Annotated in this window: 18 protein-coding genes; 8 read left to right on the top strand and 10 right to left on the bottom strand. The window is 33.2% G+C overall.

Annotated features, from left to right (window positions below; genetic code table 11):
• Positions 1–5: 5 nt before the first annotated feature.
• From efp to RT250_RS06695, 5 genes are all read right to left on the bottom strand, one after another.
• Complete coding sequence (efp, locus tag RT250_RS06715; protein WP_313113292.1) at positions 6–572, bottom strand: elongation factor P; 567 nt, start codon at positions 570–572, stop codon at positions 6–8.
• 40 nt (positions 573–612) lie between these two features.
• Entirely contained in the window at positions 613–1398 is a 786-nt protein-coding gene (gene lpxA, locus RT250_RS06710; protein WP_139854537.1) for an acyl-ACP--UDP-N-acetylglucosamine O-acyltransferase, read from the bottom strand.
• Positions 1399–2805, bottom strand: a complete 1407-nt coding sequence (locus tag RT250_RS06705; RefSeq protein ID WP_313113289.1) for a bifunctional UDP-3-O-[3-hydroxymyristoyl] N-acetylglucosamine deacetylase/3-hydroxyacyl-ACP dehydratase — start codon at positions 2803–2805, stop codon at positions 1399–1401. It lies immediately after the preceding gene.
• Entirely contained in the window at positions 2798–3823 is a 1026-nt protein-coding gene (gene lpxD / locus RT250_RS06700; protein WP_313113286.1) for a UDP-3-O-(3-hydroxymyristoyl)glucosamine N-acyltransferase, read from the bottom strand. Before lpxD ends, RT250_RS06705 begins: the two co-directional genes overlap by 8 nt.
• Before the next feature lie 120 nt (positions 3824–3943).
• Positions 3944–5188 carry an HD domain-containing protein gene (locus RT250_RS06695; RefSeq protein WP_313113283.1) on the bottom strand — a complete coding sequence of 415 codons (1245 nt, stop codon included), beginning with the start codon at positions 5186–5188 and terminating at the stop codon, positions 3944–3946.
• A gap of 185 nt (positions 5189–5373) precedes the next feature.
• Between RT250_RS06695 and porX the strand changes: the two genes are divergently transcribed.
• From porX to RT250_RS06675, 4 genes are all read left to right on the top strand, one after another.
• Entirely contained in the window at positions 5374–6924 is a 1551-nt protein-coding gene (porX, locus tag RT250_RS06690; protein ID WP_313113280.1) for a T9SS response regulator signal transducer PorX, read from the top strand.
• Positions 6925–6991: 67 nt separating this feature from the next.
• Positions 6992–7399 (top strand): tRNA (adenosine(37)-N6)-threonylcarbamoyltransferase complex ATPase subunit type 1 TsaE, encoded by a 408-nt coding sequence (tsaE, locus tag RT250_RS06685; RefSeq protein WP_313113278.1) that lies wholly within the window; start codon positions 6992–6994, stop codon positions 7397–7399.
• Positions 7400–7502: 103 nt separating this feature from the next.
• Positions 7503–8702 (top strand): alanine dehydrogenase, encoded by a 1200-nt coding sequence (locus RT250_RS06680; protein WP_313113275.1) that lies wholly within the window; start codon positions 7503–7505, stop codon positions 8700–8702.
• 58 nt (positions 8703–8760) lie between these two features.
• A complete protein-coding gene (locus RT250_RS06675; protein ID WP_313113274.1) occupies positions 8761–9141 on the top strand; it encodes a hypothetical protein in 381 nt (126 codons plus the stop codon).
• Positions 9142–9183: 42 nt separating this feature from the next.
• On the opposite strand, the gene RT250_RS06670 is transcribed toward RT250_RS06675, so the two are convergent.
• Positions 9184–10356, bottom strand: a complete 1173-nt coding sequence (locus tag RT250_RS06670; protein WP_313113272.1) for a proline dehydrogenase family protein — start codon at positions 10354–10356, stop codon at positions 9184–9186.
• Positions 10357–10427: 71 nt separating this feature from the next.
• Here RT250_RS06670 and aroB point away from each other — a divergent pair, with 71 nt between their 5' ends.
• Both aroB and RT250_RS06660 read left to right on the top strand, forming a co-directional pair.
• The gene (gene aroB, locus RT250_RS06665) at positions 10428–11498 is read left to right on the top strand and encodes a 3-dehydroquinate synthase (RefSeq protein ID WP_313113270.1); all 1071 of its coding nucleotides are present in this window, start codon (positions 10428–10430) and stop codon (positions 11496–11498) included.
• Between the two features lie 75 nt (positions 11499–11573).
• Positions 11574–11867: a hypothetical protein gene (locus RT250_RS06660; RefSeq protein WP_139854524.1), complete on the top strand. Its 294-nt coding sequence runs from the start codon at positions 11574–11576 to the stop codon at positions 11865–11867.
• 67 nt (positions 11868–11934) lie between these two features.
• Here the strand turns inward: RT250_RS06660 and RT250_RS06655 are convergent, their stop codons facing one another.
• The 3 genes from RT250_RS06655 to RT250_RS06645 all read right to left on the bottom strand — a co-directional run bounded on the left by RT250_RS06655 (position 11935) and on the right by RT250_RS06645 (position 14690).
• Positions 11935–12891: a YihY/virulence factor BrkB family protein gene (locus RT250_RS06655; protein ID WP_313113268.1), complete on the bottom strand. Its 957-nt coding sequence runs from the start codon at positions 12889–12891 to the stop codon at positions 11935–11937.
• 119 nt (positions 12892–13010) lie between these two features.
• Positions 13011–13490: an Lrp/AsnC family transcriptional regulator gene (locus tag RT250_RS06650; RefSeq protein ID WP_139854522.1), complete on the bottom strand. Its 480-nt coding sequence runs from the start codon at positions 13488–13490 to the stop codon at positions 13011–13013.
• A 54-nt stretch (positions 13491–13544) separates the two neighbouring features.
• A complete protein-coding gene (locus tag RT250_RS06645; protein ID WP_313113264.1) occupies positions 13545–14690 on the bottom strand; it encodes a M14 family zinc carboxypeptidase in 1146 nt (381 codons plus the stop codon).
• A gap of 292 nt (positions 14691–14982) precedes the next feature.
• Between RT250_RS06645 and RT250_RS06640 the strand changes: the two genes are divergently transcribed.
• Both RT250_RS06640 and RT250_RS06635 read left to right on the top strand, forming a co-directional pair.
• Positions 14983–15423, top strand: a complete 441-nt coding sequence (locus RT250_RS06640) for a helix-turn-helix domain-containing protein (protein ID WP_313113262.1) — start codon at positions 14983–14985, stop codon at positions 15421–15423.
• A gap of 43 nt (positions 15424–15466) precedes the next feature.
• On the top strand, positions 15467–15841 hold the full coding sequence (locus RT250_RS06635) for a DNA topoisomerase IV (RefSeq protein ID WP_313113259.1): 375 nt from the start codon (positions 15467–15469) through the stop codon (positions 15839–15841).
• On the opposite strand, the gene mscL is transcribed toward RT250_RS06635, so the two are convergent.
• Positions 15831–16265, bottom strand: coding sequence for a large-conductance mechanosensitive channel protein MscL (gene mscL / locus RT250_RS06630; RefSeq protein ID WP_313113257.1), 435 nt, complete (start codon positions 16263–16265; stop codon positions 15831–15833). The genes RT250_RS06635 and mscL overlap by 11 nt on opposite strands.
• Positions 16266–16310 lie beyond the last annotated feature (45 nt).

The following is a 16310-nucleotide window of genomic DNA, read 5'->3' as shown; positions in this document are numbered from 1 at the left end:
AAAGTTTATTCTTTTATACGTTCTTGATACTGACCTTTTTCGGTATCGATTCTAATTTTATCGCCTTCATTGATAAACAACGGAACATTAATTTCAGCTCCAGTTTCAACAGTTGCTGGTTTAGTAGCGTTTGTAGCTGTATTTCCTTTTACACCTGGTTCTGTTGATGTAACTTCTAAAATTACATGCGCAGGCATTTCAACTGAAAGTGGCGCACCGTCTTCTGCATTTATAAGTACAGATACGACTTCTCCTTCTTTCATTAATTCTGGAGTATCAAGTATTCCCCTCATTAATTGTATTTGAGAATAATCTTCTGTATTCATAAAGTGATACATTTCACCTTCACTATATAAGTATTGAAATTTATGAGTTTCAACACGCACATCGTCAATTTTATGACCAGCCGAAAAAGTGTTATCAATAGTTTTTCCAGTAGTGACACTTTTTAATTTAGTCCTTACGAATGCAGGGCCTTTTCCTGGTTTTACGTGAAGGAATTCAATAATCTTGTAAATATCGTTGTTGTAACGAATACAAAGTCCTTTTCTTATATCTGATGAAGTAGCCATTATTTATTTTTATGGTTAATTGATAGTATTTTTGTATAAATTAATTTGAATTGAAATATCCCTTCATAATTCCACGCTTGGAATTTTTAATAAACTGAAGGATTTCATCTCGTTCAGGAGTTGCCTCCATTTCAGCTTCAATAATTTCTGTAGCTTGAGAGGTGTTATAATTCTTCTGATATAGCAATCTATAAATATTCTGAATCTCAGTGATTTTTTCTGATGTAAATCCTCTTCTTCTTAATCCAATCGAGTTGATACCCACATAACTAAGTGGTTCTCGAGCGGCTTTAACGTATGGTGGTACATCCTTTCGTACTAACGACCCACCAGTAACAAATGCGTGATTACCAATCATACAGAACTGATGAACAGCAGTCATTCCTGCTAATACTACGTGATCGCCTACTGTAATATGCCCAGCAAGTGTACTGTTATTACTAAAAATACAGTTATCTCCAACGATGCAGTCGTGAGCAATATGGCAATAAGCCATGATCCAGCAATTTTTACCGATTACAGTTTTCCCGCGATCTACCGTACCTCTATTGATTGTAACGTACTCTCTAATAGTAGTACCATCTCCAATTTCGGCTGTTGTTTCTTCGTCTTTAAATTTCAAATCTTGAGGAACTGCAGAAATTACAGCACCTGGAAAAATATTACAGTTTTTACCAATACGTGCACCTTCCATAATAGTTACATTACTTCCAATCCAAGTTCCTTCGCCAATTACGACGTTATTATGGATTGTTGTGAAAGGTTCTATCACAACGTTTTTGGCAATTTTTGCGCCCGGATGGACGTATGCAAGTGGTTGGTTCATTTATAAATTTTTTGTTTTAACCATTTGAGCCATAAGCTCAGCTTCTGTAACTAATTTACCATTAGCATAAGCGTTTCCTTGCATATGTACAATTCCACGGCGGATAGGGGTAATTAGTTCCAATTTAAATATAAGGGTATCTCCAGGATTAACCTGTTGTTTAAACTTTACATTGTTTATTTTCATAAAAAATGTAAGATAGTTTTCAGGGTCTGGCACAGTGCTTAATGCTAAAATTCCACCTGTTTGTGCCATAGCTTCAACAATTAAAACTCCTGGCATAACGGGTGCTCCTGGGAAGTGACCAACGAAGAAAGGTTCATTCATAGTCACGTTTTTAAGGCCTACCACCCCTGTTTCAGTCATTTCCATAATTTTGTCAACCAATAAAAATGGTGGTCTATGTGGAAGCATAGCCATTATATCATTTACATCTTTTACAGGTGGTTGGTTGAAATCAAATTTAGGAACTTTATTTCGTCTTTCAATTTTAATTCTCTTTGAAAGTTTTTTAGCAAATTGTGTATTTACGTGATGGCCTGGCTTGTTCGCTATAACCTTCCCGCGAATTCGAGTACCAATCAGCGCTAAATCACCAATAACATCTAACAGCTTATGTCTAGCTGCTTCGTTTGGATAATGAAGCGTAAGATTATCAAGAATTCCATTTGGCTTAACCGAGATATTATCTTTTCCAAAAGCCTTGCGAAGCTTTTCCATAGTTTCCGGAGAAAGCTCTTTATCTACATAAACAATAGCATTGTTTAAATCACCACCTTTAATTAGGCCGTGTTCTAACAACATTTCAATTTCGTGAAGGAAACTAAAAGTTCGCGCGTTTGCAATTTCGTCCTTAAAGTCTGAAATCTTTTTTAATGAAGCATTTTGAGTGCCTAAAACCATAGTGCCAAAATCCACCATTGTAGTTACTTGGTATTCATCCGATGGCATTACAAGTATTTCACTACCTGATTCTTCATCTACATACGAAATAACTTCAGTAACAATATACTCATCTCTTTCAGCTTCTTGTTCTTCTATTCCAGCTTTTTCAATAGCTTCAACAAAATACTTAGATGAACCGTCCATAATTGGCGGTTCTGAAGCGTTGAGCTCCATAATACAGTTGTCAACCTCAAGTCCTACTAATGCAGCAAGAACGTGTTCTGAAGTTTGAATTTTTACACCTCGCTTTTCTAAATTGGTTCCGCGTTGTGTATTGACTACAAAATTGGCATCTGCTTCAATCTCAGGATGACCTTCCAAATCTATTCTTACAAAAGAATAGCCATGGTTTTCAGGTGCAGGTTTAAACGTAATTGTAACTTCCTTGCCAGTATGTAGGCCTACCCCAGTAAGAGATATCTCTTTACCAATGGTGCGTTGTTTTACCACACTTTTATTCATTATCAAGTTTTTTTTCTACTATATTAAACCTTTCCATTATTTTAGGAAGGTTTTTAAAATATACATAACTTTTATTAAAATCGCCATAACTTAGCGCTGGAGAGCCTTGTAAGGTTTCATTATCTTTTACATTTCTTCCTATACCACTCTGAGCTTGTATTTTTACATTATCTCCAATTACAATATGCCCAGCTATTCCTACTTGGCCACCAATAATACAATTTTTTCCTATTTTGGTAGAACCGGCTACTCCAGTTTGAGCTGCAATAACGGTATTTTCTCCAATAGTTACATTATGAGCAATCTGAATTTGGTTGTCTAACTTAACCCCTTTCTTAATTATTGTAGATCCTAATGTAGCGCGATCTATTGTCGTTCCCGGACCTATATCTACATTGTCCTCTAGAATTACATTTCCGGTTTGAGGAACTTTTTTATATTCCCCTTTTTCATTTGGCGTAAAGCCAAATCCATCAGCTCCAATTACAACACCACTGTTTAACACACAAGATTCGCCAACTTTAGTTTCTGAATACAATTTTGCACCAGTAAAAATCACAGTATTATCGCCAATAGTTACATTATCTCCTAAATAAGAATTCGGATAAATTTTTACATTCTTCCCAATCTTAACATTTTCACCTATATATGAAAAAGCGCCTAAATACAAGTTCTCACCGTATTTGGCACTTTCTGAAATAAAAACAGGGTTTTCAATACCCGTCTTATTCATCTTTACTTGATTATAATATTCTAGTAATTTGGAAAATGCATTATAGGCATTTTCAACTCGAATAAGTGTAGTTGAAATTTTATCGGTTGCAACAAAATCATTATTAACAATAGTTACCGAAGCCTTTGTTGAATATATAAAATGCGTATACTTAGGATTTGCTAGAAACGTTAAGCTTCCTTCACTACCTTCTTCAATCTTAGATAGTTCAGAAACTTCTACACTGTCGTTTCCCTCTACGGTTCCGTCAAGTATTCCTGCTATTTGGGCTGCTGTAAATTTCATAATGCGAGTGGATTTTCTTCAACCGAATTTCGGAAAATAATCAACCGCAAATTAGCATTAATAAAATGATTTAAATATAGGTTGTTAATTTTCATTCCTGCAAAAATAGAAAAAAAGGACTTAGTCTCTATAGCTATCAGTACTGTTTTTTGGATAACACATATAGTACTTAACCACAGACTTAGATAAAGCCTCTAAGTTTAGCTGATCACTAGCCTTTGCCACATCTATAATTTTTCCATTTTTCAACAATAGATTAATGGTTTCCTTTTCCATACTATAAGCCTGATTCTGAAGCGTACCGCTAAAAACAAAGTAAGCAGCTTCTTCTTCTGAAAGCTGATATTTATCCATCAACTTCTCTCTTTTACTTTTTACTTTCTTATCTAAATACGGTTTCGACTTAACTTTTACTTTTAATAAATCGCGATTAAGTAGCATTGAAGATAAATTCTTTAATACAAAGTCGTCATTGTCAACCCAAACCTTCATCGCAGATACAATATCGTAATCATCTAACTTAGAAAAGGTATCGAGTACTTCCTCTGAAAAACTATCTATGGTTATATTATTCTTTAGAAAAAATTGTAGGTTTTTACTAGCATGCAACTCTACTCCCTGTGCCGTAAGTTGTTTTGCACGTTTTAAAACTCGAACTAAAAGTTGTTCAGCTACGATTCCTGTTTTGTGAAGATAAACCTGCCAATACATCAAACGTCTTGCTACAAGAAAATTTTCCACCGAATAAATTCCTTTTTCATCTACCACTAAAGCATCGTTTTTTACATTCAACATCGCAATTAAACGTTGAGCATTTACAGTTCCCTCTGGAACTCCTGTAAAAAAACTATCGCGTTTTAAATAATCCAATCGGTCCATATCCAACTGGCCAGATACTAATTGATGGAAAAATTTACGAGAGTATTCATTTTTAAATATTTCAATAGCCAAGGATAATCGATTATTAAGCTCACTATTTAAAGTTTCCATAAACAATAGTGAAATATGCTCGTGACTTACATTTTCTACTATGCTGTTTTCCATAGCATGTGAAAACGGACCATGACCTATATCGTGTAAAAGTATAGCTATATACAACCCTTCTTCTTCATTTGTTGAAATATCAACTCCTTTAGACTTGAGAGTTTGTACAGCTTTCTGCATTAAAAACATGGCCCCTAATGCGTGATGAAATCTCGTGTGATGGGCTCCTGGATATACAATGTAGGAAAAACCCATTTGTGAAATCCTGCGCAATCTTTGAAAGTATCTATGTTCTATCAAATCGAAAACCAATTTACTTGGTATGGTAATAAAACCATAGATGGGGTCGTTTATAAACTTGAGTTTGGGAAAGGTTTTCAAACTTTAACTTTAAATTAATAGCTACAATATTCTTTTGACACAATTCGGGGCTATTTTTGAAGTGATTCTTCGCAAATTTGTGAGAATTATACCATATTGATTTAACAATTCTCCTAGGCTAGCATCTTTTATAAACATTATTATATAGGTTAAGTGTAAAGGAGCAACAACACAAATATACATATATGAGCGACATAAAAGTACTATGGGTAGATGATGAAATAGATTTACTTAAACCACATATTCTGTTCTTAGAAAATAAAAACTATAAAGTAACTACTGCACAGAGCGGTATGGAGGCCCTAGAAGAAATAAAAAAACAAGTTTTTGATATTGTTTTTTTAGATGAAAACATGCCAGGCCTTAGTGGACTTGAAACTTTAGCTGAAATTAAAGAGCAACAAGCTTCGATTCCTATTGTAATGATAACTAAAAGTGAAGAGGAATATATAATGGAAGAAGCCATTGGTTCTAAAATAGCCGATTACTTAATTAAACCCGTAAATCCTCATCAAATTCTTCTTAGCTTAAAGAAAAACTTAGACCACAGTAGGTTAGTTTCTGAAAAAACAACTTCAAATTATCAGCAAGAATTTAGAAAAATTGCGATGGACCTTTCTATGGTTAACAGCTTTGAGGAGTGGAAAGAACTTTATCAAAAATTAGTTTACTGGGAATTAGAATTGGAAGGAATTGAAGATTCGGGGATGTTTGAGATTTTAGAATCACAAAAAACCGAGGCTAACAACCAATTCTGCAAGTTTATAGATAAAGCATACCCCTCTTGGTTTGAAGATACAAGTGAAGCACCAGTAATGTCGCATACCCTTTTTAGAGATAAAATACAGCCAGAGCTTAAAACGGGTACTCCTACCCTTTTAGTTGTTGTAGACAACCTTAGGTTTGACCAATGGAAAGCCTTCGAACCTACCGTAGCCAACATTTACAAAAAAACTACCGAAGAACTGTTTTGCAGTATTCTTCCAACGGCTACTCAATATGCTAGAAATGCAATTTTCTCAGGTTTAATGCCTAGTGAAATGGAAAAACTTCACCCAGATTTATGGTTAAATGATACAGATGAAGGTGGAAAAAACATGAAGGAGGAAGAGTTTCTAACTGCACAATTAAAAAGATTGGGAATAAATATAAATTGGAGTTACCACAAAATTTCAAGTTTAAAACAAGGAAAAAAACTTGTTGAAAATTTTAAAAGCCACAAAGACGAAGATCTAACTGTGGTAGTTTATAATTTCGTTGATATGCTTTCGCATTCCAAAACCGAAATGGAAGTAATTAAGGAACTTGCTTCAACAGATAAGTCGTATCGTTCGTTAACCCAAAGTTGGTTCAAGAATTCACCTTTATTAGAAGTTATACAACAAGCTGCCCGTTTAGGTTTTAAACTTATTATCACTACCGACCACGGAACAATTAATGTGAAAAACCCGTCTAAAGTTATTGGCGATAAAAACACTAGTTTAAACTTACGTTATAAAACAGGTAGAAGTTTAACCTATGAAGACAAGGAAGTTCTGGCAGCCAAAGACCCTAAAAAGCTATGTTTACCAACTATAAACATGAGTAGTTCGTTCATATTTGCTAAAGGAGATTACTTCTTTGCATATCCTAACAATTACAACCATTACGTTAGTTATTATCGTAACACATATCAGCACGGAGGGGTTTCTTTAGAAGAAATGATAATTCCATTTTCAGTATTTACACCTAAATAAAAAATGGAATTAAGGTGTTCAATTGCATTCCTTAAATTATTTTTGACTCGATAAATAGACATTTGTGATGGAGATTGTTTATACTGAAGATAAAATTGCTGAAGTAGCTAAACAGCTACTTGAAAAGGCACCACATAATATATTTTTATTCTTTGCAAAAATGGGTGTTGGTAAAACAACACTCATTAAAGAATTAATTAAACAACTTGGCTGCACAGACACAGTTGGAAGTCCGACATTTTCAATAGTAAATGAGTATCGAGCTGAAGACTTACAAATTTATCACTTCGATTTTTATAGATTAGAAGATCCATCAGAAGCTTTTGATATGGGCGTTGAAGAATATTTTGAATTTGGAGATTACGTTTTTATTGAATGGCCAGAAAAAGTTTCTTCGTTATTACCTGAAAATGCAACGAAGGTATACTTATCCAAAAATGAAGACGGAAGTAGAATTTTAAAGATTGATAACTAAGTTCACTTCTTATGGTTTATAAATTTCTGAAGTCTAATTGCTATTGAAATTTTCTAAACAAAAATGAAAATTATTCGTAAATTGAGACGGTTAATCTAGTATTATGTCTCATCCCACATCTCCTTTCACACACGCTCAATTAATTCCTCAAGAGGAAACTCTTGAAATATCCCGAGAAAAGGGTGAACTCCTTATTGGGATACCTAAGGAAGCCTATTTTCAAGAAAAAAGAATTTGTCTAACCCCAGATGCTGTGAATGCAATGGTTAACAATGGGCATAAAGTTTTGATTGAACGAGGCGCTGGAGATGATGCAGGGTTTACAGATAAAGATTACTCTGAAGCTGGAGCTCAGATTACCGAAGATAAAACCAAGGTATTTGGATGCCCGATGGTTTTAAAAGTTGAGCCACCAACTCTCGACGAATTAGAGCTTATAAATCCTAAAACTGTTTTAATATCTGCACTACAATTAAAAACTCGTCAGAAATCATATTTTGACGTTCTGGCAAAAAAGAAAATTACCGCGCTCGCTTTTGAATTTATAAGAGATGAAGATCACACCTACCCTGCAGTTAAAGCTTTAAGTGAAATAGCAGGAACTGCTTCTGTTCTTATAGCAGCAGAATTAATGGTAAACGCAAAAAAAGGTAACGGCTTACTTTTTGGAAATATTAGCGGCGTTCCACCTATTGAAGTTGTTGTTATCGGGGCTGGCACCGTTGGTGAGTTTGCTGTGCGATCTGCTCTTGGACTAGGTGCCAACGTCAAAGTTTTTGATAGTTCAATTACGAAACTTCGAAAAATCCAGACTAACGTAGGTCGTATTTTATACACCTCTACTATACAGCCAAAGAATTTAATGAAAGCTTTACGACGTTGTGATGTGGCGATAGGCGCCGTTAGAGGTCACAACCGCGCGCCTATAATTGTAACCGAAGATATGGTGGAGAATATGAAAAAAGGCGCTGTAGTGATAGATGTGTGCGTAGACATGGGTGGGTGTTTTGAAACTACCGAAACTACTAGTCACGATAATCCTACAATAATTAAGCACAATGTAATACATTACGGGGTGCCTAATATCCCGGCGCGATATCCGAAAACAGCTTCAATTTCTATCAGTAATATTTTCACCCCCTATCTTTTAGAAATCGCCGAAAGTGGTGGATTAGAAAATGCTGTACGTTTTGACAACGGTTTGAAAAATGGTTTGTACTTTTACCGCGGAATTTTAACCAACAAAGCTATTGCCGATTGGTTTGATATGTCTTATAGCGATATTAATTTATTGATATTTTAAATTTAGATATAAAATTCTACTTTAATAAATACACATACCAAAACTCTAATCCCATAAAATGAAATTAACACACCGATTCGCCTATTTTTCAGGGGGTTTCTTAATAGGAATACTTTTATTGTTTTTTATTTTAAGCGGAAAAAAGACATCTTGTGATTATGGTCCAGAATCTCGGACATTAAAAAACATTCGCAACAAAGAAAGAGCCTTTACCACAGAAAGCTTGAGAGTCCTTCGCGAAAACAAAATGGACACTTCGGCTGTATCTAGTTTATTAATTGATGGAGATGTAATATTCTCTCAAAGTATCACCAATTTAGATTCTTGCAATCAATATGTAATTGAAAAGAAATTTTCAGAGAAAACGCTAAAGATTAGAGTTGAAAATTGCAATAACACAGCAACTGTTTCAAAAGCGGAAGTAACTCAGCAAAAATAAAAACATAAAAAAAACCTCTTAAATAAGAGGTTTTTTAATTTCTTAGAGATTTCTTCGCTCTTTTTCTTTTTTAAGCAAAGTAAGTTCCCTACTGGTTTGCCCAGCCACAGATGTGTTTTCTTCAGCACGACGGATTAAGTAAGGCATAACATCTTTTACAGGTCCGAATGGAATATATTTTCCAACATTATATCCCTCAGCACCAAGGTTAAAAGAAATGTGATCACTCATACCATATAACTGTCCGAACCAAACCCTGTCATCACTTTTAGAGATTCCATTTTGCTTCATAATATCCATGGCTAAATAAGTGCTATATTCATTATGAGTACCAGCGAACAACTCGATATCGTCTAAGTTATCAAAAATGTATTGTAATACATTGTTAAAGTTATCATCTGTTGCTTTTTTACTTTCGCAAATAGGCGTTTTATAACCTTTCTCCAGGGCGCGATCATTTTCCTTTTCCATATATGCGCCACGAACAACCTTAAACCCTAGTTTAAATCCTTTTTCTTTAGCGCGTTTATGTAATTCTTTTAGATAGTCTAATCTATCCCAGCGATAGCATTGTAAAGTATTAAATATTATTGGTCGCTCCTTATTGTATTTCTCCATCATCTTTTCGCAAAGATCATCTGCTGCCTCTTGCATCCAAGATTCCTCTGCATCAATTAAAATGCGAATATCACACTCGTGAGCTACTTTCGAAATTCTATCGTATCTGGACACGATATTATTCCAAAGATCTTTTTCTTCATTTGTTAAAGCTTCTTTTTCTGTAAGCTTTTGCCAAATTTTAAACATTCCAAGTCCTGTAGGTTTAAATACCGAAAAAGGCATTGCTTCCTTATTTTTAGCAAATTTTGTTAACTCAATAACTTTTTTAGCAGTAGCTTCAAATTGTTCTTCTTCTTCTTTACCTTCTACAGAGTAATCAAGTATCGAAGACACACCCACCTCTTGCAACCTATCCACGGTAGGCATACAGTCTAACTCATTTACACCACCACAAAAATGGTCGAATACTGTAGAGCGTATCAGCCCTTCTACAGGCAAATTTATATTTAATGCAAACTTTGTAACCGCAGAACCTATTTTTACTAAAGGTTCGTTAGAAATCATTTTAAACAGGAAATAAGCGCGTTCTAGTTCTGAATCACTTTTTAACTGAAATGCAGTTTCCGTATTATCGAAAAGAGAATTTGTTGACATAAAAGGGGAAATAAAGTGTACAAATATACTTAGATTTGAATTGTGTTTACACCATAAAATTCAAGAAATTAATGTCTACAAATAAAAAGGATAACGAATTGATTTACAACAGCAAAGAAGCTTGGAAAGCCTTGGGTAGTTTTATCGAGAAATCAAGCCCTTCTAATATCTTCATAATAACCGACAAAAATACGCGCAAACATTGCATTCCTCACTTTTTAGAAGAAACTTTTTTTGAATCTACTCCTTACATTATAACGATACCTGCCGGTGAAAAATACAAAAGCATTTCTACCTGTGTAGATGTTTGGAATACACTTTCAGAAAATGGAGCCGACAGAAATAGCTTAATAATAAACCTTGGAGGTGGTGTAGTAACTGATTTAGGTGGTTTTGTGGCATCTACATATAATAGAGGTGTAAATTTTATTAATATACCTACTTCCCTACTCGCTATAGTTGATGCTTCAGTAGGAGGAAAAAACGGAATAGACCTAGGGCATTTAAAAAATCAAATTGGAGTAATTAACGCTCCCGAAATGATACTTATTGATACAGTATTCTTAAAAACACTTCCTTCAGAACACTTAACCTCTGGGATTGCTGAAATGTTAAAACACGGAGTTATACACAGTAAAACATATTGGAATGAAGTTAAGAATATAAATGTGTTCAATAAAGATGAGTTTGAAAAATTAATTTGGGGTTCTATAAACATTAAAAAAGAGGTTGTCACTAAAGATCCTTTTGAAGAAGATTTAAGAAAAACTTTAAATTACGGCCATACACTTGGTCACGCAATAGAATCCTACTTTCTCGAAAGCTCAGAGAAAAAAACATTATTACATGGGGAAGCTATTGCGATAGGTATTATTTTAGCAACTTACATTTCATCGGAAACACATAATTTTCCAAAAAATACCCTAGAAGAAATTTCTACAAGCATTTTAAATTATTTTTCGAAGATTGAATTCACTAATTCGGACATTGAAAACATCATTAAATTGCTGGTATTTGACAAGAAAAACAGAAACGGTAAAGTTCTTTTTGTACTTTTAGAGGACATTGGTGTTTATCAAATTAATTGCACTGTTAACAACGAATTGATTTACAAAGCTTTTGAGTACTATAAAAATTTGTAAAAAAATTCTTTAAAACATTTTTAAGTAATCATATTTTAAATAGTTTTATCCCATAATTTAAAGATTAAAAATTACATGAAGCGCATAATTGTAGATTACCGAAAGTTGACTCCAGAAATACTTTCTTTATTAGTTGAAAAATACCCTGATGGGTATGATGATGACCATGTTATTACCTTTAAAAACGCAAAAAACGAATTAGTTGAAGCAGTTGAGGTAAGAACGGAAGATGCCATATATTTGGTAAAAGTAAGCTCTCGACTTGAAGTGTCCATGGCTAATTTTGATGAAGATGATTACGAAGAAGCAGACTTCAACGAACCAATTAGCGAAATGTTAGATAAGAGAAAAATGGACGAGGAGGAGTAAACCTCTTTTGAACGCATTAATAAGGAAAGAGGCTCATTAGAGCCTCTTTTTTACTTTTAGGCAACGCTTACTTCTTCACATTACTTTTTAAGGCTAAGGCTTTTTTTTTATCTTCCTCAACTTTACGTTTATATTCTCTGAGTTCCTGCATTTCTAATTCGTATGATAGCGTAGCATTTTCAGTGGGTTCAATTTTAATATTCTTATAAAGTGCCCAGTTGACGGTAAATTCAGCACCAAAGAATAATATTAAACAAGTATAATATACCCATAATAGAACCAAAACGACACTCCCTGCAGCACCATACACAGAAGCTGGATCTGACTCTGAAAAGTAAAATCCTATTAAGTACTTACCTATTAAGAATAACAAGGATGTCATAAATGCACCAATTAGATTGGTTTTCCACTTAACTTTTACATCTGGAAGTAAAGTAAAAATTGATGCAAATAATGCAGTTATTATAATTTGTGAAATAACAAAGTTGAGCAATCTTATAAAAAAAGTAGAAAACTCATTGAAATAGTTTCCAATTAAATCACTTAATGCATTTACAGCCGTGCTTAACACCAATGATATTAATAACAATAAGCCTATAATTAGCACCATTCCAAAAGAAACTGCTCTCCGTTTTAAGGTATCTAAAATGCTGTTTTTTAATGCGCGAACGCTCCAAATATTATTCAAAGCTTTTTGAAGCTGAAAAAACACTCCTGTAGCACCAAAAATTAGAACTCCTACACCAAAGATTATAAATAATAGAGAACTTTCAGATAAAGCTGAATTTATTATCATTGTTTCAATAAGGTCTACACTTCCCTTTCCTATTAAGCCACTTATTTCTTCTGTAATTTTTCCCTCTACCGCTTCTCGACCGAAAAATACGCCTGCAAAATGTACAGTAATTATCAGTAAGGAAGGCAGTGAGAATAATGCATAATAAGCGATAATTGCACTTTTAGCCCAAGGATCATTTTTATCCCAACTTAAATAGGTATTCTTTAAGAGTTTGAATAGCTTCATATTCAATTGTTGATTTTTATAAATTTAGAAAAACTTAATTAATTTCAACTCTTTAAATTTTGAAATAAAAAAAACCTTTACCAAGAAGTAAAGGTTTTAATAGTGTTTAGTTAATAAGATTACATCTCATTAAAGATTGAATGTAGCATCCTCTTTTTATCATTAATGCTTTCTTCCATAGAAATCATTGTTTCTGTACGACTTACACCTTCAATATCGTCAATTTCGTAAATAATTTCTTTAGCGTGGGCTGTATCTCTCGCTCTAATTTTACAGAAAATATTGAATTTTCCTGTGGTTACATGAGCAACTGTAATAAATGGAATTTCACTAATGCGTTCTAAAACAAATTGAGTTTGAGAGGTTTTGAAAATAAAGATTCCAACATAAGCAATGAAAGAGTATCCTAGTTTTTGATAATCTACCTGTAATGAAGAACCTGTTATTATTCCTGCATCTTCCATCTTCTTAACCCTAACGTGTACAGTTCCTGCCGATATTTCAAGCTTCTTAGCGATATCTGTGAATGGAATACGCGTATTGTCAATTAATAGATCTAAAATTTTGTGATCCGTTTCGTCTAATTTGAATTTACCCATTTTCATATATTTTTTTCGCGAAATTAGGCAGTTTTACCCTATTATGGAAGCTTTTTATTGAAAAAATAGCATCAATTCATCACTTTTATCAAATAATTCTGAGAAATGAGCGCCAATTGTTAAATTTTGTTGGGTTTTTGTTAAAACATTTTTATTTTTTAAATTTTTCTCCCTATGCCCTTTACGATTTTCCAAATCCCCATATGCATCAATAATAGGTTCAAAATGAATTTTATCGCCTTTAAAAACTTCTTTATACTGAATTGCGATATCAATAGACTTCTCTTCGGTTTCGATTTTTACATTCCTTAAAATAATGTCATTATAATTTTTTTGATTTTCACCGATTTTAAAATAATCCTCAGAGCTTAATGGCTCAGTTACATTATCAATAATATCGAATAATGATAAAAGCGCATAAAATATAAACTCACGAGTTGTTTCTCTATTATAATCTAACCTGTAATGCCCTGCTTCAAAAAGTATAGTAGCAACACCAGCTTTTTGAAAAGTGTCACCTACACATGCTGTATTAAAGCTATCATCATACCTCCCCACCTGACCAGGAATTATATTTTGAAGGTGATTATTCATTTTTACAATCTTCTCCATAGCTAATTTTCTTGCCCTTGTAAGAGATCTACTTTCGTCTGCAGCAGGTGATAAGAAGGATACAGTAGCTGGTTTTCCTGTTTTTAAGCCAAAAATAGAACGTTGATCGTGCATATTAAGGCATAAATCAGGCTTAAGCTCATTAAATAACCTGTTAAGGCACTTACTTTCCTTTTGTGATAAATTTTGAGCATCTCGATTCAAATCAACGTTGTTGGCATTAACTCTTGTATAAGATTGCGCACCATCTGGATTTAATATTGGGATGATATATAAGGTGTAACTTTTTAAAAAAGTTTCAATTTCAGTTTGAAAAAAATGTTTTTGATTTATGAATTTTAAAAAATCAAATAAAGCCTTGGTTGTTGTAGATTCATTTCCGTGCATTTGCGACCAAGCCAAAACAACTTTTTTTCCAGTTCCAATTTTTACAAGGGAAATATCTCGACCATTTTCTGACTGACCAACAACTGAAATATCGTAATCATTTTTATAAAATTCCAATAGCGGATAAATATGATTTAATGTAATATATCTACCACTTAAAGCACTTTCAAAATTGCGGGTATACCATTCTTTTACTTCCATAGTAATTTTTGAAGTTTACAAAGTTAAACATTGCATTGTTTACAAAAGTAAACAAGATGTGTAAGCAAAATCCATTACATCGGTAAACAATTTTTAGTCTTCTGACCTCAAATACAATATACTAAAGGTCAATTTTTTGTATATTTATATTAAACCATTTGTAATCAAATAATTATAAGCTTTTAATTAAACTTTTTATTTAAGTAAAAACAAGGTTTGTTTACGCATATTAGTAAATTTTAAATTAATAGTTTACATTTGTAAAAATTATTTTGATACAATATTTGTTACAATGGTAAACAGCAAGGATTTTGTAAAACGACTTGAAAAAATTCTGGAATATTACGGTATTTCAGCAACGGCTTTTGCTGAAAAAATGGATTTTAATCGCTCTACCATTTCCCATTTATTGTCGGGTAGGAATAAGCCTAGTTTAGATTTTGTCATGAAATTATTGAAAGAATTTCCAGAAGTTGAAATGAATTGGTTGCTCTATGGGAAAGGAAGCTTCCCTTCTACTTTAGAAAATTTTAAAGATATAGAAGTAGAGAAATCAAAACCTTCAAAGTCGAGTGAAAAAAATTTAGACCTATTTTCAACAACCACTTCGAATGATGAAAAGAAGGGTGTTTCATCATTAAAAAGAGTTGAGCAAAATCTTGACTCGGGAAAAGAGATTGATAAAATTGTGATATTTTATAGCGATGGTACTTTTAAAGCCTACCAAAACTAATTCTTCTCAGTAATTTTTCGGAAATTCGCATAAAAAATTAAAAATGCGTTTTTATCTACTTTTATTACCGCTGTTTTTACTCAGTAGTTGTTATGAAAAAGAGCGTAACTGCTCAGATTTTAAAACAGGAACCTTTGAATTCGAAGCACTTTCAGGAACTGAGGTCTTTAAAACTACCATCACACGTAACGATTCTATAGAAATAGATTATTACGAAGGGAAAGCTGATACTTCCTCTATACGCTGGATAAACGATTGTGAATACGTACTACAAAAAATAAATCCTAAGAATCAAGCCGAAAAGAAAGCGATTCAAATTAAGATTTTAACCACAGATAAAGACACCTACACTTTTGAGTTTAGAGAAGTAGGTAAAACGAGTTCCAGTAAAGCTACAGCGCGAAAAGTTAGTCCCTAGCTCCCTTATTTTTAATGTAGCTATTTTGCTCTTCTAGTAATTTTTCAATATTGGAAAGCAGTTGTATATTTTTAGGAGTTTCTACGGTTTTATCCTTAGGGTTTTCAGATTTTGTTTTAAAACGGTTAATAAACTTAATTATCACAAAAATGGTAAAAGAGATTATTAGAAAATCTATTAAAACCTCCATTAATTCTCCATAACCTATTGCTACTTCATCAGAAGCTTCAGAAGCTTCACGCAATACGTATTCCTTATCTGAGAGCTTTACTCCTTCCGTAAGTAAGGATAACGGAGGCATTACAACCTTTTTAACTATAGTGCTAACCACGTTGTTAAAAGCAGTTCCTATAACGATACCAACCGCCATATCAATCATATTACCCTTAATGGCGAAGTTTTTAAATTCTTTTAAAAAACTCATTTTATTTTGTTTTTGGAAAGTGTAATAATAAATAACTTTTTAAAC

The organism is Aequorivita sediminis (genome assembly GCF_032080575.2).
Classification (GTDB): Bacteria; Bacteroidota; Bacteroidia; order Flavobacteriales; family Flavobacteriaceae; genus Aequorivita; species Aequorivita sediminis.
This window is presented reverse-complemented; position numbering and strand designations above follow the sequence as displayed.